This is a genomic window from Pedobacter sp. ASV12 (assembly GCF_016429155.1).
Taxonomy (GTDB): domain Bacteria; phylum Bacteroidota; class Bacteroidia; order Sphingobacteriales; family Sphingobacteriaceae; genus Pedobacter.
In genome coordinates this window covers 1-24,001 of sequence record NZ_JAELUC010000007.1, presented here as the reverse complement: position 1 = coordinate 24,001, position 24,001 = coordinate 1, and the positions used below count along the sequence as shown (strand labels likewise).

At 45.0% G+C, this 24,001-nt stretch carries 20 protein-coding genes; 5 read left to right on the top strand and 15 right to left on the bottom strand.

Translation table 11 applies throughout. The features are described from left to right. Window positions 1-3: 3 nt before the first annotated feature. From JHD69_RS03740 to JHD69_RS03730, 3 genes are all read right to left on the bottom strand, one after another. Window positions 4-1,518 carry a M60 family metallopeptidase gene (locus JHD69_RS03740; protein WP_199137536.1) on the bottom strand — a complete coding sequence of 505 codons (1,515 nt, stop codon included), beginning with the start codon at window positions 1,516-1,518 and terminating at the stop codon, window positions 4-6. 143 nt (window positions 1,519-1,661) lie between these two features. Beyond that, on the bottom strand, window positions 1,662-2,843 hold the full coding sequence (locus tag JHD69_RS03735) for a glycoside hydrolase family 27 protein (protein WP_199137535.1): 1,182 nt from the start codon (window positions 2,841-2,843) through the stop codon (window positions 1,662-1,664). A gap of 25 nt (window positions 2,844-2,868) precedes the next feature. After that, window positions 2,869-6,030, bottom strand: coding sequence for a glycoside hydrolase family 2 TIM barrel-domain containing protein (locus JHD69_RS03730; protein ID WP_199137534.1), 3,162 nt, complete (start codon window positions 6,028-6,030; stop codon window positions 2,869-2,871). 208 nt (window positions 6,031-6,238) lie between these two features. Here JHD69_RS03730 and JHD69_RS03725 point away from each other — a divergent pair, with 208 nt between their 5' ends. Further along, window positions 6,239-6,991, top strand: coding sequence for a LolA family protein (locus tag JHD69_RS03725; protein ID WP_199137533.1), 753 nt, complete (start codon window positions 6,239-6,241; stop codon window positions 6,989-6,991). 102 nt (window positions 6,992-7,093) lie between these two features. Here the strand turns inward: JHD69_RS03725 and JHD69_RS03720 are convergent, their stop codons facing one another. Further along, a complete protein-coding gene (locus JHD69_RS03720; protein WP_199137531.1) occupies window positions 7,094-8,512 on the bottom strand; it encodes a hypothetical protein in 1,419 nt (472 codons plus the stop codon). Between the two features lie 6 nt (window positions 8,513-8,518). Further along, window positions 8,519-9,316 (bottom strand): DUF3108 domain-containing protein, encoded by a 798-nt coding sequence (locus JHD69_RS03715; RefSeq protein ID WP_199137530.1) that lies wholly within the window; start codon window positions 9,314-9,316, stop codon window positions 8,519-8,521. A gap of 183 nt (window positions 9,317-9,499) precedes the next feature. Here JHD69_RS03715 and JHD69_RS03710 point away from each other — a divergent pair, with 183 nt between their 5' ends. The 3 genes from JHD69_RS03710 (at window position 9,500) to JHD69_RS03700 (ending at window position 12,493) form a co-directional block, all read left to right on the top strand. Then, complete coding sequence (locus tag JHD69_RS03710; RefSeq protein ID WP_199137529.1) at window positions 9,500-10,519, top strand: sensor histidine kinase; 1,020 nt, start codon at window positions 9,500-9,502, stop codon at window positions 10,517-10,519. After that, the gene (locus JHD69_RS03705; protein ID WP_199137528.1) at window positions 10,516-11,229 is read left to right on the top strand and encodes a LytR/AlgR family response regulator transcription factor; all 714 of its coding nucleotides are present in this window, start codon (window positions 10,516-10,518) and stop codon (window positions 11,227-11,229) included. The genes JHD69_RS03710 and JHD69_RS03705 overlap by 4 nt, the downstream gene beginning before the upstream one ends. An 85-nt stretch (window positions 11,230-11,314) precedes the next feature. Beyond that, window positions 11,315-12,493 (top strand): MFS transporter, encoded by a 1,179-nt coding sequence (locus JHD69_RS03700; protein ID WP_199137527.1) that lies wholly within the window; start codon window positions 11,315-11,317, stop codon window positions 12,491-12,493. An 89-nt stretch (window positions 12,494-12,582) separates the two neighbouring features. Here JHD69_RS03700 and JHD69_RS03695 read toward each other — a convergent pair whose 3' ends face one another. The 10 genes from JHD69_RS03695 to JHD69_RS03650 all read right to left on the bottom strand — a co-directional run bounded on the left by JHD69_RS03695 (window position 12,583) and on the right by JHD69_RS03650 (window position 22,453). Next, the gene (locus JHD69_RS03695; RefSeq protein WP_233165675.1) at window positions 12,583-12,864 is read right to left on the bottom strand and encodes an iron chaperone; all 282 of its coding nucleotides are present in this window, start codon (window positions 12,862-12,864) and stop codon (window positions 12,583-12,585) included. A 101-nt stretch (window positions 12,865-12,965) separates the two neighbouring features. Further along, the gene (locus JHD69_RS03690) at window positions 12,966-13,850 is read right to left on the bottom strand and encodes a PorP/SprF family type IX secretion system membrane protein (RefSeq protein WP_199137526.1); all 885 of its coding nucleotides are present in this window, start codon (window positions 13,848-13,850) and stop codon (window positions 12,966-12,968) included. Window positions 13,851-14,050: 200 nt separating this feature from the next. After that, entirely contained in the window at window positions 14,051-14,953 is a 903-nt protein-coding gene (locus JHD69_RS03685; protein WP_199137524.1) for a winged helix-turn-helix domain-containing protein, read from the bottom strand. Between the two features lie 137 nt (window positions 14,954-15,090). Beyond that, window positions 15,091-16,941, bottom strand: a complete 1,851-nt coding sequence (locus JHD69_RS03680) for a tetratricopeptide repeat-containing sensor histidine kinase (RefSeq protein ID WP_199137522.1) — start codon at window positions 16,939-16,941, stop codon at window positions 15,091-15,093. Window positions 16,942-17,183: 242 nt separating this feature from the next. Beyond that, window positions 17,184-17,411, bottom strand: a complete 228-nt coding sequence (locus tag JHD69_RS03675; protein WP_199137520.1) for a hypothetical protein — start codon at window positions 17,409-17,411, stop codon at window positions 17,184-17,186. Window positions 17,412-17,737: 326 nt separating this feature from the next. Beyond that, complete coding sequence (locus JHD69_RS03670) at window positions 17,738-19,318, bottom strand: Na+/H+ antiporter (RefSeq protein WP_199137518.1); 1,581 nt, start codon at window positions 19,316-19,318, stop codon at window positions 17,738-17,740. Between the two features lie 174 nt (window positions 19,319-19,492). Continuing rightward, a complete protein-coding gene (locus JHD69_RS03665; RefSeq protein ID WP_199137516.1) occupies window positions 19,493-19,705 on the bottom strand; it encodes a hypothetical protein in 213 nt (70 codons plus the stop codon). Between the two features lie 144 nt (window positions 19,706-19,849). Then, window positions 19,850-20,218 (bottom strand): hypothetical protein, encoded by a 369-nt coding sequence (locus JHD69_RS03660; RefSeq protein ID WP_199137514.1) that lies wholly within the window; start codon window positions 20,216-20,218, stop codon window positions 19,850-19,852. Window positions 20,219-20,638: 420 nt separating this feature from the next. Beyond that, on the bottom strand, window positions 20,639-21,799 hold the full coding sequence (locus tag JHD69_RS03655; RefSeq protein ID WP_199137512.1) for a serine hydrolase domain-containing protein: 1,161 nt from the start codon (window positions 21,797-21,799) through the stop codon (window positions 20,639-20,641). Window positions 21,800-21,904: 105 nt separating this feature from the next. Next, window positions 21,905-22,453, bottom strand: coding sequence for a helix-turn-helix domain-containing protein (locus JHD69_RS03650; protein WP_199137510.1), 549 nt, complete (start codon window positions 22,451-22,453; stop codon window positions 21,905-21,907). A gap of 144 nt (window positions 22,454-22,597) precedes the next feature. Between JHD69_RS03650 and JHD69_RS03645 the strand changes: the two genes are divergently transcribed. Beyond that, window positions 22,598-23,713, top strand: coding sequence for a PD-(D/E)XK nuclease family protein (locus tag JHD69_RS03645; RefSeq protein ID WP_199137508.1), 1,116 nt, complete (start codon window positions 22,598-22,600; stop codon window positions 23,711-23,713). Window positions 23,714-24,001: the final 288 nt, after the last annotated feature.

Below are 24,001 nucleotides of genomic sequence, written 5' to 3'. Positions count from 1 at the left end.
GATTTAATTCTGTGGCGGGAAGTTAAAAGGCATCCATTTTGGATAAACCGACAATTCCTTGTCTACCGAATCGCTTACCGGAATACCCCAGGTTTTCCAGAATGGCACCAGGTTTCTTTTCACAATATTGGAATAGGTTTTTACCCAAAGGTCTATTTTCTGCTGGTCGTTCATGCGGCCAATGGTTGGTCCCAGTTTTTGGTATTCCCTGAAAAAGGATTTAAAGCTTTCCCATCCAAATCCTTCCTGCATCTGGCGGAACATGATGAGGCCCAGGAATGGATCTTTCTTCCACTTTTCGTAGCTAGGCGCATCGGCAAAGTACTTTTTCATCTGCTTCTGTGTGTTCTCGCTCGAAACACCCGAGTGCGAATCGTCGTGTCCGCCCATCAACCGATCGAACATGTACAGCGAAAAGAAGTTGTTGCTCACTTCGGTAGTGCCGCCAAATACCCAGTTGAGGTTTTGCATGTTATGGCCGATTTCGTGAAAAAAGCCCCAGTTTGCACCACCTTTGCTCGGCTTCATCAACAATGCCGGATTGGCCATGATTTCGTTAGACAGCATTCGTTTGCTTGGCGAATGGTGAATCATAATCGGATAGCCACTGTGCATATAGCCGCCACCGATGTGCTCGTCGACCACCAGTCGCTGTGCCCTGTAAAAAGGCTGATTGATCTGTGCCAGTTCCATTTCTCCGGCTACGATCAAATTCCAGAGCTTCATCACTTCTGAAGGATTTTTAACAGTTTGCAATACCGAATCGGGCAAAGTTAAAATCACGCTTTCGGTTGCCATTTCGCCCCATGGAGCCTTGTTGTTTTTAAGCTGCTCGGCCCACTCCTGGTCGCTGGTTTTGCCCAATACAAACAAAGGCGAAGTGATGGCATGCTTGATGGTTACCTTAAAACTTTTGTTCGCGCTCTTTGGCGAAATGGAAATGTAAATCAAGCCACCAAAAGGCGAAGCCAATTTATTGCTGCCGTTTTTGAGTTCCTGTCTTTTGGTAATAATCGGCATGCGGCGCCAGTCTTCTTTACCGGCTACCCAAGTGTTGAGGCGGTCTGACTGCGAACCAATCTGCACGCTCACTTCCTTGGCATCAATGTCTTTTGGCAAAACCACTTCGATGTATTCGCCGGCAACGGCATACAGGCCGGTACTGTACAGGTTATTGGCCCAAGGGCTCGAGTAGCCCAGGGTGGAAACAATATCGACCAAGCTATCGGCTATTTTTTGATGGCTGATGGCCACTTCGCGGTCGATAAATTTATAGCCCGCTTTAGGTGCGCCTGGAAATATGGCGGCCGATGGATGGGCTTTGATATTTTTATAGTCGGTGCTTTTTAACGTATTGTCGCTCCATTCGCTAATGGCTTTTCTAAACTCGACATCGTCTTTAGACAAGGTATGCTGTGGCGAAATAAGCACGGTAGCCGGATCTTTGGTTGTAGTTTGCGCACTTGCCCCCCAGGCGAGCGCACAAGCAAAAAAGGTTAAGGTGAGTTGTTTTTTCATGTGGATGTAACTTGTTTATTTTTGGTTCATTTGTTTATTGGCTTATGGGTTTAGCTGATCGCGATTAAAGGTTACTTTTGAACCAACCCTTCCTTTGGGCATCCTTTGCCGAAAAGGAACTGCAAACGATCAATCGAGCATGCTTAAATCTTCTTCAGTCTGAACACTTTGGTTTCGTGCGTATCAACTTTTCCTTTCCATTGTTTGTCTTTGCCCAATACCTGGTGCTGCCACAAATCCCTGATTTCGTATTTGCCCATCAGGCCCAAATCGGCAAAGCTAACCTGTGCATTTTGGGCAGTTTCCGACCGGTTCAAAATCGCCACAGCAACATCGCCGTTGGCTAGGGGTTTTACGAAAATATTCCAGGTTTCATTCTTGATTTTGCGTTCGGCCTGCTTGCCCAATACATCTTGGTTAAGGGCCAGCACTTCTTCATTGGATAGGATTTTTTGAGTAGCACTGCTCATGTTGCGCAAATCGTTGCTCATATACAAGGGCGAGTTGAGCATACACCACAAGCTCATTTGGCTCTGGTACTCGGTATCGGTACAGCCTTTGCCTCCCAAATCGCCCGATGGCCCTTTATGGCCTTTGAGCCCGATAATGAGCATATCTCCGTCGTTCCAATGGCCCGGCCCAGAATATTGGCCCAGCTCGGCAATACGATCAACTACGTCCATTACGCCAACCGCATCAATGCCGTTGCCTTTATCTTTCCATTTGTCGCGCAGATCAAAAGTAGCACGCCAGCTTTGTCCGCCGGCTTGTGCGGCCCATTCCCAGGGTTTGCGCGGGCCCCATTCGCAAACGCCCAATACAATGTCCCTACCCGATTTGCGTAGGGCATTGGCCATTTTAGTGTAGCGCTTTTTGGCGGTTTCTACATCCTCGGGTGCCCCGCAATAATCGTATTTCAAATAATCGACGCCCCAAGAAGCGAAGGTTTTGGCATCTTGTTCTTCAAAATTCAGGCTACCGGTATAGCCTGCGCAGGTTAGAGGCGCGGCATCCGAATAAATGCCCAATTTCATGCCTTTGGCATGCAGGTAATCGGCCAGGGCTTTAATGCCCGAGGGAAACTTTTTAGGGTCGGCAATGATGTTGTTTTTGTAATCGCGTCCGCCCTGCCAGCAATCGTCGATAAAGATATACTGATACCCCGCTTTGACCAGGCCATTGGCCACCATCGCATCAGCCATTTCGCGCAGGTCTTTTTCGTTAACCTTATCGGCCAAAAGGTTCCAGCTCATCCAGCCCATGGGTGGCGTTGGTGCCAGTTTTGCTTCTTGAGCAAAGGCCTGAACACCAACAAATAATGCCATGATAAGAAATAATTTGGCTTTCATTTTATTTAATAGGTTTAATCCAATAGCTATACTCCTGATTTTGATAAGGAATTTGATATTCTTTCAAGGGCAACGAACCCCAACTGTCAATTCCCTGAACACCCAGCTGTTTCATGTCCATGTGTACATAAATCTGGTTGCGTTTAACCAATTCGCCAGAGTGGTATTGTTTCTTTTCGGCTTCCGGATCCAAATCTTCAACGGCATAAGGCAAAGCACCAAAACTCAACAGGCTATCGGCCACTTCAAAACGAAGGCCTTTGCCTTGTTTATCGGTAAAGCTTACCCAGCGCACATCGGTTTTGTTGCCGCTTTCCTGCGGACGGGCATAAGGGAAATACTGCTCGTCAACGGTTTGTTTGTAGGTCCCAATCAGCGAAGCGGTTTTTCTGTCCCAATAGTTTTCTCCCGGTCCGCGGCCATACCATTCGATATTGCTGTAAGCCTTGTTCAGTTGCAAATCGTTGCCGATACGCATCATGGTTCTATATTTTCCTTTAACCGCATCGAACTTGTTTTTAACCAAAATGCTGCCATCAGCCAATACTTCAAAAACCTGTGTGGTTACCGCGTCGCCGTTTAACAAGGTGGATTGAACGGTCAAGACAAATTTATCTGCGGTAGCATTTACCGTCGCTTTTTTCTGCGCTGGATCGGTAGTTTGGTACACATTGCGCCACATGCGCAACGATTTGTTTAGGCCGGCACCGATGTCGTTATCGGTTGGGGCACGGTAAAACCCTGGTTGCGGACCTTCCACCAACAATTCTTTTCCTTTGGAGACATAGCTACTCAACGTGCCTTTTTTCAGGTCGAAGGTGAGCGTAAAATCGCTGCCTTTGACGATGGCCTGATCGGCGGTTTGCTCCACTTTAAGTGCTTTCTTCACTTCGGCATAAGTGGCCGTTTTTGGCGCACCCGCCCAAACAAATTGGTCGGTAGCTATTTCGTAGCCTTTTTCTAAAAATGGTTCCTCGGTTTTTAAGCGATAGCGTACGGTTAGGAAATATTCCTTGCCTGTTTTGGCTTTAGCTTTAATAGGTAAGGTAAAGGTTGTAGATTGACGCGGACCAATATTGAGCGTTGGCAAGGTGCCTGTTTCAATGAGCTTGCCATCTTCCAACAACTGCCAATCCAATTGCATGTTGGCAATATCGCGGAAGAAATAGCTGTTGTTTATGCTGATTTGGTTATTGCCCAAATAGCTGGTCTTGATAAACTGATAAACCTTTTTGGCTTCGATAGCCATCGGAGTTAAGCCACGGTAAGCGGTTACCACGCCTTTTACGCAGAAGTTGTTGTCGCTAAAATCTTCGTTAACCGGGCCCTGCAAAGGGAAATCGCCACCATAGGCCAAAATGCGTTTGCCGTTTTTAACGGTATCAATGCCTTGGTCTATCCACTCCCAGATAAAACCGCCTTGTAGTTTCGGGTGGCTCTCAATAGCATCCCAGTATTCTTTAAAATTACCCAAGCTGTTGCCCATGATGTGTGCGTATTCGCTCATGATCATTGGGCGCTCGCTCTTGCCGTTCGAGTACCTGACCAACCAATTCGGGTCAGGGTATTGCGGTACGATCATATCGGTATTGAAGTCGTTTTCGGCACGCTCATACTGTACCGGTCTGCCGTCTTTTTGTTTCAGCCATTCGTAGCCTTCGTAAAAGTTGACGCCATTGCCTGCTTCGTTGCCCAGCGACCAGGTAATTACCGAAGCGTGGTTCTTGTCGCGCTCGTACATCCTGGTAATGCGCTCCAAATGCGGTATGCGCCATTTTTTATCGTTGGCGAAAGTGGTTTCCAAGCTATAGTAACGGCCATGCGATTCGATGTTGGCTTCGTCAATTACGTATAAACCATACTCGTCGCAAAGTTCCATCCAATAAGGATCTGGCGGATAATGCGAGTGGCGAACGGCATTGACGTTGAGCTTTTTCATCATTTCCATGTCTTTGCGCATATCGTCGTGGGTAAGCGTATGCCCTTGCGTGGCATTGTGTTCGTGCCGGTTTACGCCTTTTAGGAAGATACGCTTGCCGTTTACCAGCAAATCGCTGCCTTTAATTTCTACCGAGCGGAAGCCCACGCGCTGCGGAATTACTTCGAGCACTTCGCCACTTTTGTCTTTCAAGGTAATGTATAAAGTATAGAGGTAAGGGATTTCGGCCGACCAGGTTTTGATGTTGCTGATTTGGGTTTTAAAAGCCACATTGCTCTTGTAATTGCCCAAAACCGCTTTGGCGCCTGTAGCATCTTTCCAAACCGTATTGCCTTTGGCATCCTGCAAATCGAGGGCTACATAAAAGCTGTCGGGCCTGCTGTGGTTGGTGCGTTGATCTATTTTGTAGTTTTCTACGGTCAGGTTTACATCCAACAAGCCGTTGGTGTAGGTTGGGTCTAAATTGCCGATGACCTTGAAATCACGTACGTCTATTTTTGGGGTCGAGTAGAGGTAAACATCGCGTTCGATACCCGAAATGCGCCACATATCCTGGCACTCGAGGTAGCTGCCATCGCTCCAACGGTAAACCTGTAAGGCGATGGTGTTTTCGCCTGGTTTTACATAATTGGTGATATCAAATTCGGCAGCCAGCTTGCTGTCTTCGCTATAGCCCACTTTTTTGCCGTTTACCCAAATAAAGAAGGCCGATTTTACGGCACCCAGACTGATAAATACCTGTCTGTTTTTCCAGTTTTCAGGGATGGTGATTTTCCTGCGGTACGAACCCACCGGATTGTTGTCTTCAGGAATATCGAAAGGAGGATTCATCCTGTTGCCAGTTAGCTTGCGACCGGCAAACTCGTAGGGCTGGTTCACATAAATAGGTAAACCATAGCCGTTTACCTCCCAGTTGGCAGGCACTTTAAAATTATCCCATTTCGAGTCGTTGAAATCGGGTTTGTAGAAATCCAAGGGGCGTTTGCGTGGATCTTGTACCCAATTGAATTTCCAGGTACCGTTTAAGGAGATAAAATAAGCTGATTTTTCTTTGTTTCTTTTGCTGGCCAATTCCTTGTTTTCGTAGGCAAATGCCGAAGCGCGCATGGGCATGCGGTTAAGCGACACCACTTCTGGCGTTTGCAGTTCGGAAGGCAGTTCCTGTGCTTTGGCCAAGTGTACAAAAAGCAGGGATAAACAAAAAATAAGGAGACTTTTTTTCATAAATTTTGATGATATATTTAGGTTATTTGTGTTGTTCTCGATTTGGAGGCATGCCCAGCGCATGGCCACAGGCGAATAAAGCCTAAGCGGGCCGACTGTTTTTCATGATGTAGGTTTTTGATAGCTAGAGGGGTCAAGTTCATCATTCTTCAATAAATACACAACCGTTCAGTTTATTTCGTAATTTAAAGCTAAACAAGCACTCAACATGTCAAAACTTCAACGCACACGTTTGTTCTGTGTAATTACGGCACTAATTTTTGGGGCATTAAATGCAGGTGCCCAAACTTTGAGCAAGGATTTTAGGGAAATCCATCAAAAATTTTACGGGAAATGGCCAAAGACCATCACGTTTACGCAACAAACAGGGTTTTACAAGGCCGATACGTTAAGTCGTACGCAAACCTGGTACGAAGCAGGTATTTTTCCACGCTTGTTCCGCATTGATTTTGGAGATCCGAAAGCGGGAAATGCCGTTATCTACCGAGGCGACACGGCCTACAACTTTAGGCAAGCCAAGGCCAGTCAGCCAGTGGTTAACCCCAACATCCTGATTTATTTGTTGGGAGGCATGTACTACGATAAAGCCGATGAAGTATTCAAAAAATTGGGTGCCGATGGCTTTGACCTTAGCAAAAGCTACAAAACCACCTGGAACGGACGCGCTGCCGTTGTTTTTGGCACCGCCAGTGCCGACAGCAGCAAAAGCCAGTTATGGTTCGACGCCAAGGACCATTATTTGGTTAGGATGATCCAACAAAAGGAAAAAAGCCGGCTGGAGTGCCATTTTGCTAAGCATCAGCTCATCAACAAGATATGGCATGAAACCGAAATCAAGATTTTTGCCAACAACCAGTTGATCCAAACCGAGGCCTACCACGATTTTAAGACCAATGTACCCTTGCCCGAAGCTTTTTTTGAGCCCGCAAAGTATGGCAATTGGCATTGGTTAAAGAATTAGTCTCAAAAAGATAAAGCATTATTCATTTAACCATTAAGGAATTAAGAGAATGAAAGTTAAACACGATTTACTCAACCCCTTAATGGTTACCCAACCTCACCGCTATGGGTTTATCTTCAAAACCTGTTGCCAATCGGTTAGCCCTACATGCTGGGCTACCATTTTTAACGGTTTGAGTTTTTCGCGGTTTACTGCATCAACCACCTCTTTGGCATAGGCCGAAGCCGACGATACCGTTTGGATATAGTCGCTGGCCCAAAGCAATTGATCGGCAGGCAGGTAACAAGCCAAAGCGCCCTCACTGCCGATACCGTTTATCGGAAATATTTGCAGTTGGTTGTTGGCCAGCGCCCTAAGCTGCTCTACGGCTACGAATTTCAGTTTTACCGGATGTTTTTGTAGTTCGTCTGGCTGAAAAATCCATTTGCGAGCAACCACCTTTGCTATAAACTGCTTCGATGCCGGATGCGAGATTACGGCTGCTCCCTTGCTCACCCAATAGCGCATGCCCCCAATATGAGGCCAGGCCAAATCGGTAACCACCAGTACAAACTTATTGATGCCCGGAAATATTTTTTTAATCAGTTGTTCGTCTTGTTTGGCTCTTTCTTCGTTCAGCGTGGCATCCAACAGGTAAATGGTATCGCCAACGCGGGTAAATGTTTCGGTATACATCCTGTTTTTGCTCAAATAAGTGTTTTCGCTCACTTTAATGAGCGTTGGCTGTTCAGAACTATACCACTCCAGGCTAACATGCTTAGGCCCTGTTGCCGGCAGGCTTCCGATTTTGCTGAACAGACTAAGCGAATCAGACAGGTCGCTTTTGCCCAGCGTACGATAAAACATTGGCTCGCCGTCTTCCAGCCTAAAGGCCGAATTGGGATAAAAACTGTTATCGGTTAGCTTCCAGTTGCTGTAAACCACTTCAATGTGTTGCTGCCCCCAAAGACTATGCAGTTCGTAATAGTCGAGTTTGATTGGAAAATAAGTTTTAGGATCTATAAACAAACGCTCTTCGCCAACGGCAGCCTTGCGCGCCAGCACCAAACGGCCAAAATCACGATACCGCTCATTTTTGACCTGTTTTACCTCCGGATCGGCCAACCAATCGAGCAGCACCATCCAAACATTCAGCTTATCGTACTCAAAATGGAAGGGCTTATAAACCGTATCTCTCACAAAATAATTTTTGCCGACGCCATTGTACACCACAACCGGGTTTTTGCCCGGGCCCGTACCCACGCGAATGGTATTTTGCTCCATGCGCTGCACATTATGCTGGGCACTGTACCAAACTTCGGCCTGGGTAGCGGTTGTGAAGAAAGGCGCATAAGTACGGTCGGATTGTTCTCGTCCCAAACTGACTTCATTATAGTAAAAATGAAATACTGGTTTTTTTAAGCGATCAAGGCCCATAACCGATTTCGCTTTTTGCAAAATAGCCTGTGGCGTTTGCTGTGCGTTGGCCAAAAACGGAAAAAGCAGGACCAACAATGCATATTTAAAAGGATTTAATTTCATAGCTGTCTATTTTTTGAGAAAACGTGCATAAACATCAGGGGCCAGTGCCGGCAATTTCACTTTGTAGCGATAGCCATTTGGAAAAGCATCTTCTTCTTTCAATAATTCGTGCCCTTTTTTGCTGATCCAGAAAGTCTGCACGTATTTGGCTCCCCTATTTTCGCTTTCGGTGCGCAACAGCCAGCAATCTACTTTTTGGCCATCTAAAGTATGCAGCAGTTCGCTGCCGGTTACGGTATAGTTTACATATTTAGGCACATCAAAACCAGCATCGTAAAAATTAATGGCGAAGGTCTTGCCCGCCGCCAAAGGCAACATCTCGAAAGTTTCGATATCCAGGTTCCAATTGAAACACGGTTGGTTAAAATCGAGCTTGAAGGCCTTTTGGGTATTTTGGGCAACGGTATCGGCTCCTGTAATGCCGGCAGCGCTCCAGTTAAAGGCTTTGCGCTTGCCTGCAACGGTTTCGGCATGGTAAATCGGCAGAAAATCTTTGGCACGGTTTAGCGAATATACTTCGCGGTAAGTCGTACTGTCGCTGCCATACCAATGCTGACTGATGGCAAATACGTCTTCTCCATGTTTGTTTTCTCGTTTAATGTCGCGTAGCCAAAGCCAATATTTCAGGTCTTTTGGACTTTTCGGCATCTGAAAATAAACAAGGTATTGTTTGAGGCCAGGTTTCAAGGCCGAGGTAAGCAGGCGCTGGTCTTTTAAGCGGATGGTATCTACTTTTTGTGCATGGGCAACAGACCACAGGCTGCCCATTGCAAGGGCCATACCCAGGGAAATCAACTTTTTCATCATTTTGCGTTTAATTGAATACCAAATGTTGGAATTGAAGTTTTTTTAATGGCATGCATTCAACCATATGGTAGATATTTTTAACCACAGCCCGGTTTTGTTGTATTGGCACATCGGTTTAAAATTAGGGGCAAATGGTTGAAGCCGCAGTGCAGCTTAAGTAGCAACTTTGTATATTTAGCAATGCATTTCCTAGACCCCAAGAAGGTAAATACGACACAGTTTCAATGGTTGGTGTGGACCGCCATCTTTCTGATTTCATTCTTCTCTACTTTGCCGCTGAGCACCATTGGCCAGTCTTTTGTATTCAACCTCATCAATACCCTATTTTATGCCCTCATTATTTACGGTAACATCAACTGGCTCTTTCCACGTTTTTACGAACGCAACCAAAAAACACTTTATGTAATTTTGGTGATCGTTTTTTTACTGGCTTATGGCATTTCGAAGGGCTATTTGGTCAATTATGTGTACAATACCTTTTTTGGCCACGACATGCCCGAGAAAACCACTTTTCTTCGCTTGCTCTACATCAGCATCAGTGGCTTGCTTATTTTTCTGCTCAGCTTCATCTTCAGGATTGCCCTGGCCTATTTCGGATTGAAAAAACAGACGGAAGAAATCCTGTTGCAAAAAACACAGGCCGAACTCAACCTGCTCAAATCGCAGGTGCAGCCCCACTTTTTGTTCAATACCCTCAACAACATCTATTACGAAGCTTACATTGAGGCGCCGAGAACCGCAGGATTGATTGAGCGTTTGGCCGATATGATGCGTTACTTTGTTGATGATAGCCCAAAAACAAAAGTCTTCATTTCCACCGAACTGAATTTTCTGGAGAATTACATCGAGCTGGAAAAAATCAGGATCAGGCATCAGATTGCCCTGAATTTTACAAAAGACTACGCTGACGATTATCAAATACCACCCATGTTGATGATGACCTTTGTAGAGAATATTTTTAAGCATGGCATAGACAAAACCAGCGCCAACAATCAGGTTGATATTTCGTTGCTGCAAGAAGGCGACACCCTCATTTTCAAAACCATCAACACGGTAGCGGCAAAACCCGAGCGTACCGTGGGTTCGGGTATCGAAAACCTGCGCAAGCGCTTGGCTATTTTATACAACGACGATTTTGAGTTGCGTACCGGCGAAGCCGAAGGCTATTTTATGGCTTACTTTAAAATTCCGATACAATGAGTTTAACCTGCATGATCATTGACGACGAGCCGAATGCAGTGAACCTGCTCGAAGTGCTGGTGAAGCAAACCACCGACTGGAACTTGGCTACCATCTGCTACAATGCGCTCGAGGCCTTGGCTTATTTGAAGGAAAATCGGGTCGATTTTGTCTTTCTCGACATCAACATGCCCATGTTAAACGGGATGGAATTGGCCGGTTTATTGCCTCCTGGCGTAAAAATTGTATTCACCACCGCCTATTCTGAACACGCCGCCGAAAGCTACAGCTACCAAACCATCGATTACCTGCTTAAACCCATTACGCTGAAACGCTTTCTATCTGCCATTCAGAAAATAGAATTCTATTTTGACAAGCCAGAACCTGCAAAGGCATCCGAAAACGGAATGTTGCAGGACGAATATTTCTTTGTCAAATCGGGTAAAACCCTAAACAAAATCCACCTCGAAAACATCCTTTATTTTGAAGGCGAAAAAGAGTATGTGCGCTTGGCCACAGCCAACGAGCAATTGCTGGTTTACAAACGGCTAAAAGAAGTAGAGAGCCTGTTAAAGCTTCCTTTTGTAAGGGTACACAACTCGTACATCGTGAACATCAGGCAGGTGGATAAAATACAGGATAACCACCTTTACCTGGGCAACAAGCAAATTCCGATTAGCGACAAGTTCAGAGATCATTTTATGGCCCTGATCAAGCTGCGGACTTTTTAGGAAAAGCACTTGCGAAGTTTTAAAACCTGGAAAGTGTATTTACTTCATGATTTCCCTAAATTGCGTTCAAATCAAGCACCCGATCATGCCTCTTGCCAAGCCACCTGTACCCAAATGGATTTTGCCCACGATTGTAACGGCGCAGTTCTTTTGTACTTCTTTGTGGTTTGCAGGCAATGCAATTATAGCAGATATTGCCCAGGCCTACGAAGTTAAGACCAGCTATTTGGGTCATTTGGCCAGCGCGGTGCAGCTAGGCTTCATTGTAGGCACGCTGGTATTTGCCCTGCTCGGTATTGCCGACCGCTTTTCGCCCTCGAAAGTCTTTTTTATTTGTGCGCTTATTGCGGCGATGGCTAACCTGATGATGGTACTGCCTGGATTAGGTGCCAGTGGCCTGATTTTATCAAGAGCTCTTACAGGTTTCTTTTTAGCGGGGATTTATCCGGTGGGGATGAAAATTGCTTCCGATTATTACCAGCAAAGCTTGGGCAAGTCCTTAGGCTTTTTGGTGGGCGCCCTGGTTTTGGGCACTGCTTTTCCGCACCTGCTCAAAAGCTTGCCTGCCTTGAAATGGCAATATGTGGTTTATGCCACTTCGCTACTTGCTGTTATCGGTGGCTTGTCCATCCGGTTTTGCGTTGCCGATGGACCATACCGCAAACCTGCGCAACAATTAAACTGGCTGGCATTTTTAAGGGGCTTTAAAAACCAAAATTTTAGGTCGGCCGTTTTGGGGTATTTGGGACACATGTGGGAACTGTATGCCTTTTGGGTATTTGTACCGCTGATGTTGGCTAACTACCAACAACATTATCCGCAACTGCGCTTGCCTATTTCGTGGCTTTCCTTTTGCATTATCGGTATTGGCAGCTTGGCCTGCGTAGGCAGTGGCCTGCTCTCCTTGCGCCTGGGAACGAAAAAAACAGCCATCATGGCCTTGGGCATTTCCTGCACCTGTGCCTTGCTTTCGCCTTTGGTATTGTTAAATTCGTCGTTGCCCTTACTGCTGTTCTTTTTATTGGTTTGGGGAATCGCTGTAATTGCCGATTCGCCTTTGTTTTCTACACTGGTAGCTCAAAATGCCGACGAAGAATGGAAAGGAACAGCCTTGACCATGGTTAACTGCATGGGCTTTGCCACCACTATTGCCAGTGTGCAACTGATCAATGCCCTGCTAACCAATCAAAATGCACAATACATTTATATGGTGTTGGCCATTGGACCAATTTTGGGATTAATTGCCCTTTTCAGAAAAAAATAGCTATTTCTTTTTGCCCGCCAGCTTGTCCAGGTTTTTCTGCATCCGGTATTTGACCATCCGAGCGATGAGGCTCAAAGGCATGGGTTGGTCTATCGGAATTGTACCGAACCTTTGCCCTGTTTATAGGGCGCCAGTTCTTGGGCAAAATCCTCATGCGCGCCCGGTGTGGCATAAAAGCCGACGTGATTTTTGTAGCCTGCAAAATGCACCAGGTTGCCGTGGAACACAAAAGTTGGAATAGCATATTTAATAGCTTCGGTGGCTTCTGGGGCGGCTTGTGCTATCGTTGTGCGTACTTGTTGCAATATGGCCTGCACATCTTGAGGGAAACCGGCAATGTATTCGTCTATGTCTTTCGCTATGCTTAGCATGACTAAATATACCAAACACACCGCTATCAGCCAAACTCAGGCCATTAAAAAAGGCAAACCGGGTTAAACGATTTGCCTTTCTCCCTTGAATTAAACTAGGCTTATTTACCAAATTTTATCCTGAGATAAAGTTCAAAGTTACCATTGGTATAATTGCTCAGCTGCGAAGTATTGGTGGTGTACAAGCCACTGATCAGGTATTTTCTCTTGTAGTCCATACCCAGGCCAAAAGTTGCATTTTCGGTACTGTGGTAAATAGCCGAAAGCAAAACCTGCTGCTCAAACACCGATAGCTGTGCACCCGCATCCCAAATGTCCTTATAGCCCTCAACCATTCGGTAGGCTACCAAAGGTTCAAGCAGTTCTCCCTCCAGTCCTGTACCTGCCAATGGAATTTTATAGCTTACCGCCGAGTAGAAGCGCGAAATATCAGCCACTTTCGAACCATCACGGTTAAACAGCTTGTTCAGGTTGGGCAAGGAGGCACTTACCGTTAAACGGTCATTGGTATAGGCCACGCCAAAATCGCCATCGATATAGGTTTCGCGGTCGTTGTACTGGCCCACCAATACATCGTTCGGATTACCGTTAATATCGGAAGTACTCAAACGCTGATTGGTAAAGCCCAGCGAAACGCCAAAATTCAGCTTGCTTTTTTCATTAAGTGGCAAATGATAGGCGTAACTGGCCAACACCTTGGTCTGACGCTGCAAACCGGCTTTGTCGTTGTAAACGTTGAGGCCCACGCCCGAACGTTGAAAGCCATAATCGAAGGTAACAGCCTGCGTTACGGGAGCACCTGGAATATTGTTCCACATGCTTCTGAAGCCTACATTCAGGTTTATGCCGTGCTCAAACCCTGCAAAAGCCGAATTGGTTTGATAACGGTTATAATAATACTGCGATGAGAGGGGATCTAATTGCGCCTTGCTGGTTAAAGCAGCGCAAATGAGTGCCAGAGCGGTTAAAATATGTAATTTCTTCATCTGAAATAATTAGTCGTTTGTTTATTTGCTTTCACGTACAATTTGGTGAAACCTTTTTCTTCAGTTTGCCTCAAATCGATTCTTAAATTATCACCAGTTTTTACAATTCTGCTAATTTATAAGATCGTGAATTTCTGCTTTCCTATTTTTGTAAAAAAGCCATTACAATGACGCTGTAGCACTTTTAGCTCTAGAATTAATTAATCTGGATCGATAATTTCCAGCTTATAGCCCTTGCCATGGATGTTCACCAAACTCACAGCCGGATCGTCTTCTAGTTTTCTCCTCAGCTTGGAAATGAAGACGTCTAAACTACGGCCAACAATAACTCCTTCATCTTCCCATATTTCCTTTTGCAGCCTGCTTCTTGCTACAATGGTATTTGGAGAAGAGGCAAAAATGGCAAGCAGCTTGCTTTCTTTAATAGTGAGTTCGGTTAGCGTTTCGCCTAAAACCAGTTGCCGTTTTTGCGCATCGAATAAGGTAGCGCCTATTTTAAAATGATTTTCGCCTGTAATTTTTACATTCTTTTGCCTGCCCCTCGTGTTTGCGGCGCGAAACAGCAGCAACCCGATGAAAGCCAACATGGGCAAACCCCCAATCAGGTAGCTCTTTTGCGCCACAGAAATCATTGGGCTTTCAAACTTAATATCAATAAGGTAACAACCTTTGGGCTGTACCCGGCCTGTGCAAGGCACAATGTTATTAGATTGGTTCTTAAAAACCATATATCCAAATATCACCTCCCTGGCTACGCAGCTACGTACGTTGACCATATAATTAGTTGCCAATTCATCTTTAGCCAATGTTCGACTAATAATTTTGATCAGTGAATCAGGCTGAAAAGCAAACTCGTTCTCAAACCTGAGCTCATATTCGTTGTAGCCTATTTTCTTTACCGGCAATACCCTCGAGGTATCATCGCCAGCATGCAGCAATACTTCATGCCCAATTTTGCGCAGCAGGATTTCTTGTTTGGCTAGGTCGAAGCCATCGTTTTTGCCGAGGCTAAAAGCCGTACAGATTACCGTAGTGAGCAACAACGCCAACAAGCCTAAAATGTATTTGTTGCTGGTAGTTGCCAAGGTTTGAAAGGTACCCATAAACTGATTGTTTGATTTTACAAAGTTTACAATTTTATTTTACAATAATTGGCCTGGCCTACGTTGCGCGGATGGTTAGGCTTGCCAAAACCAATTGAAGCCGACGAGTTTCCAGTTGCTTTAAGCCTGGGGGTTCGCTAAGCTTTAGCCTCAGCTAACTTAGTGGGTAGTTCTACAAAGAAAGTTGTACCGCTTGCCTCGTTGTTTTCGAACCATATCTTGCCGTTGTGCGCCTCCACAATCTGCTTTGAAATGGCCAGGCCCATACCAAAAGGCTGTTCGCCAGCAGTGCCCGGCCTTTTAGCTTCGGTAAACAAATCGAATATCTTTTCACCCATTTCGGCTGGGATGCCAATACCTTCGTCTTTTACCAAAATGCGGATACCCAGTTCGTTTTTAATCATCTTGACCTTGATTTTGGCATCATTTGGACTGAATTTAATGGCATTGGCAATGAGATTGCTGATTACCCTCCAAAGCTTTTCCCTGCTGGCCGACAAGGTTGCGGGCACGGTTTCTAAGCTCAGTTGCTGCTTTTTGGCCTCGGCTTTGCTGTGCAACAGGGAAACGCAATACTGCAACATCTCTGCAATATCAACAGGTTCTTTCTTAAGCTCTTCGCTGCTAAACTGCAGCTGCAACAGGTTATCAACCAATTCAAGCGAGTGCTGCCCCGATGTTTTCATCAAATCGAGCATTACCCGGTCTTCTTCAGAGCGGTCTGGCTCATCTAACATCAATGTGGCAATAGAATACATCCCTCCTATCGGGTTGCGCAAGTCGTGGGCTACAACCCGCATCATTCGGGTATTGTCTGCCTGACTTTGCTCCAATGCACTCAATGCTTCTTTCATCTGGCTGTTCTGTTGCCTGGTGCGCCGTAAATGCCTGCGTACCGAAACTACCGTAGCAATAGCCAACAAAAAAGCCACACCAGCCAATATCGATAAAGCTACCTGATAGGCATAACGGTTTTCTAGCGACTTTACCTGCTCGTCTTTAAGGGCATAATCGATGTAGTCTATCCCCGATTCGCTGTTTCGCTTGGCCTCAATGTCGTGGATATTAATCAGCTTTTTACTGTAAATAGCGGCTGTGGCCTGATCGCCACGCGTGTCGTAAAAATCGAATAGCTTTCTGGCCAGCAACTCGCTATAGTATTGGTATTCGTTTTGGTCGGCAATAGCCATGGCCTGTTTGTAGTAGGCTACGGTTTGATCGGGACTAGTGGCTTCCAATTGCTGGGCTATGTCCAAGAGCATATCCATTGATACGTAATAGAGCTTTTTATCGATGGCGGCCGTAATGGTTTGGTTCAGCAAGGCCAGTCCTTCGCTGCGCTTGCCATGGCTAATCAGGTCATCGGCAATTAATTGGTCAATGGCCAACAACGACCGCTTGTCGTTGTACTTGGTGGCAATGTTTTTGGCAACCTTGATGTAATTAAGGGTAGTTGAGCGGTCGAAATGTGTAGGATAGGACAATAAATAATTGTAAATAACCAGGGACCTGATCGAGTCTCGCTGCAGTTTTTTGGCCTGTTCAAAAGTCTGGCTAAACCGCTGAATGGCTTTATCGTCTTTGCCCATTTCTTGGTATACCATGGCGATATTCATCATGGCCTGTATGCAGTTGCTCGAATCGGCCAGTTTTTTGTATACCGTATAGCCTTCATTATAATAGCGCAAGGCCAGTTGAAAGTTGCCTTTGATATCAAAGAAAACGCCGAGGTTGTTCATGGCATCGGCTTTGCCCTTGGCGTAATGATGGCGGTCGGCAATTTCGCGGGCCTTTTTGGTATAATAAAAGGTACTATCTACATTTTTCTCATACAGCAGCATGGCCATCCTGTTTAAGGCATCTACATACCGGAGGCTATCGCGGATGTTAGGCAAGGAAGCCTGGATATTTCTGAGCTCGGTAGCTTGCGCAAGACAAAAATTCGAGGCAAGCAGCAACAAACAGGAAAACAAGAGCCTCTTTTTCATATGATTAATATTTGCTTTAAAATAAATTGGCAACAGAAGCTTACTAAAGCACGTTCATCCAGTCTATATGCTCGGTTGTCATTGACTTTTGGCTACAGACTAATTTAAGCATTTGCGGAGATTTCAACACATATTTAACTATAAATTAAAAACCACCTCCTCAGGGGAAGTGGTTTTTAGCTTATACTTGGGCAATCACGAGGTACCTATTTATTTAAAGCTGGAACAAGAACATGCCAGGCTTAGCCGTTTTCATCATTTGGCGCAACGGTTTTGCCATGTCCTTCGCTAGGCTTGGCAGTTTCTGGTTGCGAACCTTCTACCGCTTTGGGCGTAGGCGCAGTGGTGGTTCCATTGGTGCGCTCGTCTTCCAGATGGGTCGTGCTATCTATATCGGCCTGGTTTCTTTCCCTTTTCTGTTCTTCTAAAGCATTTTTACCCTTGCTTTGTTGCTCATTTTGATTGTTCATAATGCCTGTATTTAGTTTTACCATAAAGGATTCGAAAAATTGCCATTCATAGTTACGGCCTTATTCCGATTTCCCTATTCAATAAGCAACAATTGGCCCTAAAAGTTTTGATTGATTTAAAATCAGCGGTTTAAAGCAGGCTAATTCCTGAAACCGGAAGTGTCAGACCCACATTTTTCTTAAAAAATTGGAAAAACAAGATACGTCTTCAAAACCCAACTCGAAGGCGTACCACCTCTAAAATTGTGTAGCATAAAAGCCAACCGAATCTGCTGATTTGAAATTGGCTTCTACCAGCCATACTGCTTAATTAAAAAAATATCCGCTTAAATAACCCTCAGGCGTTCTTCCTCCAAATCGATTTGGTACAGTTGGCTACGGATGATTTCTTCGCTAACGTTTACATCTTTGTTAAGTTCTACCAGATACTGGCGCTGGCATTCGAGCATTTCGAGATAGATGGTTTTTGTTTTGTCGTTCATCCAGTCGTCGTCAGCGGCTTTCAGTTTTTCTTCCCAATGTGCCAAAAGACGTTGCAGGCCTACATGGCCTTGCAGTTCATGGTCGTATTTGTTTTTGAGGAATTGATGCACATGTACTTTTAGGCCTCTTTTGAGCTTTTTAACAGCCTCTTCTTCCGCTTCTTCGCGCATACCGTCGAATATGCGGCCATACTTAATGAGATAAGGCAAGGTAAGGCCTTGTACCACCAAGGTAAGCAATATCACCACAAAAGTAATGAACAGGATAAGATCGCGATGAGGAAAAAATCCACCATGATCTAATTTAACGGGTATAGACAAGGCCGCCGCCAGCGATACTACACCCCGCATGCCTGTCCAGCCCAACATTAGCGGCATCAGCAACTGTCGGCGCCTGGAGCTTGCCCGAGGCGCTACACTGGGCCTGAAAATAAGGGTTGCCACCATGGCCGCATACGAACTCACCATTCGGGCGCCAATCAGCACTCCGGTTACGATCACACCATAGCGGATGGCAGTAGACAATGGCATTCCCGTAGCGCGGATACCATCTACAATTTCGGGAAGCCCCAAGCCGATCAACAAAAAAACAATGCCATTGAGAATAAAAACAAAGCTTTCCCACACACTGTAGCCCCTAATGCGACTGGTACTGTTTAAAAAGAGCAGACGCCGGTTGGCCATAAACAAGCCGCCACAAACTACCGCCAATACGCCCGAACTGTGCAGTTGTTCTGCTATCCAATACATAAAATAGGGTTCGATCAGGGTAAGCGCAATATCGGAAGGCGCATCGGTTGGCAGTTTTTTATGAGCCATTACAAATATCCAGCCCAACAGCAAGCCAATGCCTGCGCCACCAAGCACCATCCACAAAAAATCGAGCGACGCCTCCTGCCAAACAAACTGTCCGGTACCTACCGCTACCAGTGCAAAGCGAAAAATAATGAGCGAAGAAGCATCGTTAAGCAGGCTTTCTCCTTCCAAAATAGCCGAAGCTGATTTGGGAATTTTGACGAATTTCATAATCGCGCCAGTGCTTACCGCATCCGGTGGCGAAACAATGCCACCCAGCAAAAAGCCCAATGCAATGGTAAAGCCTGGAATAAGGTAATTGGTAACCAACGCGACCGACAAAGCTGTAAAAAACACCACCAAAAAGGCAAAGCTTCCGATAATGCGCCACCACTTTTTCATTTCCTTAAAAGAAATAGACCAGGCCGCTTCAAACAACAGGGGTGGCAAAAATATAAAGAAAATAAGGTCGGGATTGATTTTTACGTGAGGCAGGCCAGGTAATAGGCTCACGAGCAAGCCAGCTACGACCAGCAATATAGGATAGGCAATCCGCAATTTGGTGGCCCATATTTCCAACAGTACAATGCCTGCTACCATGGCCAATAAAAAAGGTAAAACTGTATGCATTAAAATTTTGGTTTATCGTTACGCTTCGGCATTTCGGGTCATCTAAAGATGAACAAGGCCGATGCTTGCCAGCCTCATAAAAATAGATAATTCCGAGCACATTTTAATGCCAGCAACCCGTTATCAATCGGCGGCCTGAGCTTCAAACCGCAATTCAATGAGCTTGTAAAGCGCTTAAAGCAAAGAAAGCAGTTCGGCGGTAGAAATTTCGGTTGGTTCTTCGAATTGTTTGTGGTAAAGGCTATCGGGTATGGTTACATGGCCTGCAGTGGTTTGGACATAAACACCATGCTCGGTTTTCCTGCAAGAAACAAAGTCGCCTACATCGGGGTTGAGTTCCTTGATTCTGATCAATAGTTCATAGATCACATAGGTTGCTATTTGCATGCCACAAAATTAGTAAACATGAAGATAACCTTAAATTATCATTTTGTTAACAAAAATTTCACATGGCGACAAAATTTAACAAGCCCGAAATCTTTTACATCCGAGGTGGCGCCCAAAGCCTGTAGCTTAACCTTTCAGACTCGCTCAGCAACAGGCTTTCCTGATACGAAAAAAAGCCAGTATCAACAGCATGGCCATCAGCCCTAAGCCATGAAAGTCATCCAATGGGCAGGGCACATAGGATGAAAAGGTATAAAGATCTCCCCTAACCCTGGCTCTCGGCAAATCCATCACGCAACCCTGAGACACCAAGCTGATCACGGGACTGCAAGCGTAAGGAAACCCCGTGGTGTAAGGCGAATCAAAAAAGGGACGCGAGCTAACGGTTCCATTTTCGTTGGTGCTAGAAATGTTTTCGCCCCCATGATAGCAAACGCGGATATCGGCCAATACGGGCTTAGTCAGCGCAATCAGTACGAACCCCAATACAATAGATTTTAAATGCTTTATCATCCATAAGCATTTTCAAAGCCCATACCGATAGTCACCAAACTGGGCAAAAAAACAGATTTTATCGTAAAAAATGCATTTATCACCTCGAAACAAAGACTTTAGCGTCGGTTGCTATTGGCTGTAAAAAACACGAAGCCAAAGCACATGCCACTATATTTCCCCGTAATACCGCAACTTGGCATTGCAGTACCTCAACAGCCTGTAACTCTGCATTTTTCCCAGGCCAGCCATTGGCAGGCCTGGGATTGACAGCCTCTGCAGCAATTCGCCAGCACATCACCGTGATAAAAGAAGGGCACGAAATTGCCAGTCGCCTGCGAGAGGTCCCATATAACCAACTACCCGGCTAGGGCTTATTTCGATTCACCATCGAAAGCCACCGACATGTATAAGTCCAATCAGTGGCTTTTGGCCGGCAGTCTAGTGATCTTCCCCATAGCCCAGCCACCTAAATGGCGAATAGCTATCGCCGATGCAGGCCCTTACAATTTCCGGTCCAACACTTTCAAAATTTTCGCTATTGCTGAGCAGGATAAGCGCTATTCCTTTTTCAGGGAAAGCCACCGCATAATTCTGATTGGCTTCGCCATGTCCGGTATGGAAAAAAGCTTTGCCATAAGGCGATTGAAACAAACCAATTCCCAAGCCCCAAGCCAGTTTGATGGCATCGTTTTCGTGGGTTAGGCTATCTTTTAAGACACCAAACCCGCGTTTGCTGGTTACCGAAATCTGGGGTGACAGCATTTGCCGAAAACTAGTTTTCCTTAGACCTGTTTGGGCCATCAGGTTTAGCACAAAATGGGCATAATCGGTAGCCGTTGTCGACATTGAGCCCGCAGCCCTGCTGCTTTGCCTTCTTTCCGAACCATATTTTTTGCCATCCTTAAAATAGGCGTACGAAAAATTGCTCTCGAACGGCTTTTCCCAGACCATGCTGGTATGCAACATTTGCAAAGGCCCAAAAACTTCTTCGCGGGTAATTATTTCGAGTGGCTTCCCGGTATATTCCTCTATCATAAAGCCCAATAGGTTAAGACCTTCGTTCGAGTAGTAGAACCTCTCGCCCGGCCTGGCAATCAAGTTGGTTTTGTTGCCATATAATTGGCGCAACACCGGCAAGCCAGCGCTGTGGGCCAGTAACATCCTTGGCGTAATGCGGTTAAACGCAGGGGTATCTTCGGCCAGGTCTTTCCATTTTTCATATTGGCCAATCGGTTTTTTCAGGTAAAAATGTATGGGTTTGTCCAGATTAAATATCCCCCGATCAACCAAACGCAAAAAAACATAGGCGCTTACAGGCTTGGTCAGAGAAGCGGCATACATCACCGTACTATCATTAAGGCCTTTTTGATTTTCCAAATCTTGATAACCAAAGCTTGAGGCGAACACCATTTTGTTGTGGTTAATAATGGCCACCTGCAAACCGGCAAGTTTGGCACTGTCGACCAAATGCGCCAGTCTTTTTTGCAAGGCTACCGTACTAACCGATTGGCCGTTGAGGTGTTGAATTTGCTTGGCTTCTTGGGCAACAGCAGGAAGCAGGTAAAGCATAAAGGCAAGTGCCAGCAGTTGTGTTTTCATCGTGAAAAGTGTTTAGGCCAAAATTAGGGGCTTTGGCCATTCCTTTCAACGACAACTTACCGACACCTTCACGACACTTTGCTTTTTTAAAGGCATAAAGGCGTTTTATTTTAAAAATGCAAAAGACAGGGGGTAGCGAACGGGCTGTTGGTTAATGGACCTGAAGAGATTGAGCAGGCACATCACTACGGTGTAAAAATAAATCAATAGCGTTAAGGGAAACCCTACCGGAAAGAAGAAAATGAGCAGCAAAACCGAAGGCACGAAAGCAAAAGACATCGTGAGCTGAAAATTAAGTGCCTGCTTGCCTTGGCGATCATATTCGGGCTGTTCGTCCTTTTTAAGCAACCACAAAAATCCAGGCAGGATGATGTTGAGAATGGGAAAAAACAAACCGACCAAGGCCAAGCCGTGAAACAAGGGCACTAGCTTATTTGTACTGGCAGTTGCGGCCATATCAGGCCCTTTTCCCAAAAGCAATTCGGGTTCCACTTCCAAACAATCGGCCAGCAATTTAAGCGTAGCCGGATGCGCAACTACCGTACCTTTTTCAATGCGTTGGATAGTTCTGGCACTTACACCCGAAAGGGCAGCCAACTGTTCTTGGCTTAATCCTTTTTGGCGACGAAAAGCAGCTAATAGAGAGGCGGGCATGCACAAATATAGTAGTTGTTGTTGATTACCAGCGAAAGTTCCTTTTTTTGACAAAATGTTCATTTTGATATATTATGCCTATTTTTCTTACAGAAAGAACACATGCCTTCTTTCCATTTGAGCGACATTACTAAACGGCAACTTATGTACGACACCCAACTTCCTGATTTAGAACAATTGATTGACCAATTTGACAGGCTTCCTAAAGTTGTTATCGAATCTACCTATTTGGAACTGTGCAAATATCCTGGATCTCGATTTGAAGAAATTTGCAGCAGACTACTTTCCTTTTATTTTAACCCAAACAACGAACATGGCTTTAACGACCTCTTCTTGGAGGCGCTGTTGGAGCTGATCGCACCTGAGCAAGAAATAGGCTACGAAAGCAGACTGATCGAAGTAATTCCAGAACTTAATTCTGATGGCAAAAGATTGGATATCTTGATTAAAAGTCCTGATATGGTAATTGGCATTGAAAACAAAATTTACGCAAATGTTTATAATCCTCTAGATGCCTATAGTAGGCAAATTGCCCTATATCACAAGACTAACATCTTTAAAGTAATATTAACGGTTAGGGCTATTACAGATGCTAGTGAAAAAAGATTTATCCAAGAAAACAATTTTGTAATAATTTCATACATCGACTTCTTCAATGTTGTTAAACAACGCATTGGACGATACATTTCGCAAGCCAACCAAAAATACCTTCTTTTTCTTTACGACTTTATACAAACCATAGAAAACATGACCGGTGATCCCTACAACAACAATAAGCTTTCTAATTTCTTTGCCAACAATTCTGAAAAAATTGAAAACCTTATCCGACTTTATAATCAGTACACTCAACGTATTCTAACTGTTCAGAAGGATCGCATTGCGGCCATTTTGCAAAAGATTAAATTAATTACAAATGATAAAGATTGGTGGGCTTGGGAAGGATGGGATTTGGGCATTCATTCTGAACACATCGCCCCAAGAAAACCTAAAATAGGCATAGAGGCATCTTATGAACAGGCCAATAATAATCCATTGGCTAAATTTAGAATATACTTTACCACATGGAAAACCAAAGATTTTGCTCCTTATGAAGACTACTTGGTTAAATACTTCCCTAATCATTTTTTAGACAAGACAAAAGACAACCGAGTTTATCTACATATGAATGTTATAGATGGAGAAGACGAAGGCCTTATCATTGAAAAATTGGCAGAATATTATCAGCTTTTGCGCACCATGGTTAACGAAGTTAACATTTGAGCACATGAAAAGAATCCTTTTCGCTGTATGGCTACTCCCGATGTACCTGAATGCTTTCTCTCAAGTTCAGCACCCTCGTGCATTAGCCCAAACAGGCATCATCAATGTAAATGACACAACTTATCTAAGGGTATTAGATGGCATCATCATCGACAAAAGTTACCAGATCAAAGCTTACGAAAGAGCCAGCATTAGGCATCGGGGCCTACTACCACGTCAACCAGCTTTTCTTCTTCCAGAAACTTGGCTTTCAACCGTTCGGCCATGCAGCCTAAAACGCCCACAATC

What these genes read in the sequence shown, in the direction of transcription:
- JHD69_RS03645 (WP_199137508.1), top strand. Translation starts at nt 22,598, where the DNA reads ATGTACGACACCCAACTTCCTGATTTAGAACAATTGATTGACCAATTT.
- JHD69_RS03675 (WP_199137520.1), bottom strand. Translation starts at nt 17,411, where the DNA reads ATGAACAATCAAAATGAGCAACAAAGCAAGGGTAAAAATGCTTTAGAA.
- JHD69_RS03655 (WP_199137512.1), bottom strand. Translation starts at nt 21,799, where the DNA reads ATGAAAACACAACTGCTGGCACTTGCCTTTATGCTTTACCTGCTTCCT.
- JHD69_RS03690 (WP_199137526.1), bottom strand. Translation starts at nt 13,850, where the DNA reads ATGAAGAAATTACATATTTTAACCGCTCTGGCACTCATTTGCGCTGCT.
- JHD69_RS03660 (WP_199137514.1), bottom strand. Translation starts at nt 20,218, where the DNA reads ATGATAAAGCATTTAAAATCTATTGTATTGGGGTTCGTACTGATTGCG.
- JHD69_RS03730 (WP_199137534.1), bottom strand. Translation starts at nt 6,030, where the DNA reads ATGAAAAAAAGTCTCCTTATTTTTTGTTTATCCCTGCTTTTTGTACAC.
- JHD69_RS03685 (WP_199137524.1), bottom strand. Translation starts at nt 14,953, where the DNA reads ATGGGTACCTTTCAAACCTTGGCAACTACCAGCAACAAATACATTTTA.
- JHD69_RS03710 (WP_199137529.1), top strand. Translation starts at nt 9,500, where the DNA reads ATGCATTTCCTAGACCCCAAGAAGGTAAATACGACACAGTTTCAATGG.
- JHD69_RS03735 (WP_199137535.1), bottom strand. Translation starts at nt 2,843, where the DNA reads ATGGCATTATTTGTTGGTGTTCAGGCCTTTGCTCAAGAAGCAAAACTG.
- JHD69_RS03700 (WP_199137527.1), top strand. Translation starts at nt 11,315, where the DNA reads ATGCCTCTTGCCAAGCCACCTGTACCCAAATGGATTTTGCCCACGATT.
- JHD69_RS03725 (WP_199137533.1), top strand. Translation starts at nt 6,239, where the DNA reads ATGTCAAAACTTCAACGCACACGTTTGTTCTGTGTAATTACGGCACTA.
- JHD69_RS03720 (WP_199137531.1), bottom strand. Translation starts at nt 8,512, where the DNA reads ATGAAATTAAATCCTTTTAAATATGCATTGTTGGTCCTGCTTTTTCCG.
- JHD69_RS03705 (WP_199137528.1), top strand. Translation starts at nt 10,516, where the DNA reads ATGAGTTTAACCTGCATGATCATTGACGACGAGCCGAATGCAGTGAAC.
- JHD69_RS03695 (WP_233165675.1), bottom strand. Translation starts at nt 12,864, where the DNA reads ATGCTAAGCATAGCGAAAGACATAGACGAATACATTGCCGGTTTCCCT.
- JHD69_RS03650 (WP_199137510.1), bottom strand. Translation starts at nt 22,453, where the DNA reads ATGCCCGCCTCTCTATTAGCTGCTTTTCGTCGCCAAAAAGGATTAAGC.
- JHD69_RS03680 (WP_199137522.1), bottom strand. Translation starts at nt 16,941, where the DNA reads ATGAAAAAGAGGCTCTTGTTTTCCTGTTTGTTGCTGCTTGCCTCGAAT.
- JHD69_RS03665 (WP_199137516.1), bottom strand. Translation starts at nt 19,705, where the DNA reads ATGCAAATAGCAACCTATGTGATCTATGAACTATTGATCAGAATCAAG.
- JHD69_RS03740 (WP_199137536.1), bottom strand. Translation starts at nt 1,518, where the DNA reads ATGAAAAAACAACTCACCTTAACCTTTTTTGCTTGTGCGCTCGCCTGG.
- JHD69_RS03715 (WP_199137530.1), bottom strand. Translation starts at nt 9,316, where the DNA reads ATGAAAAAGTTGATTTCCCTGGGTATGGCCCTTGCAATGGGCAGCCTG.
- JHD69_RS03670 (WP_199137518.1), bottom strand. Translation starts at nt 19,318, where the DNA reads ATGCATACAGTTTTACCTTTTTTATTGGCCATGGTAGCAGGCATTGTA.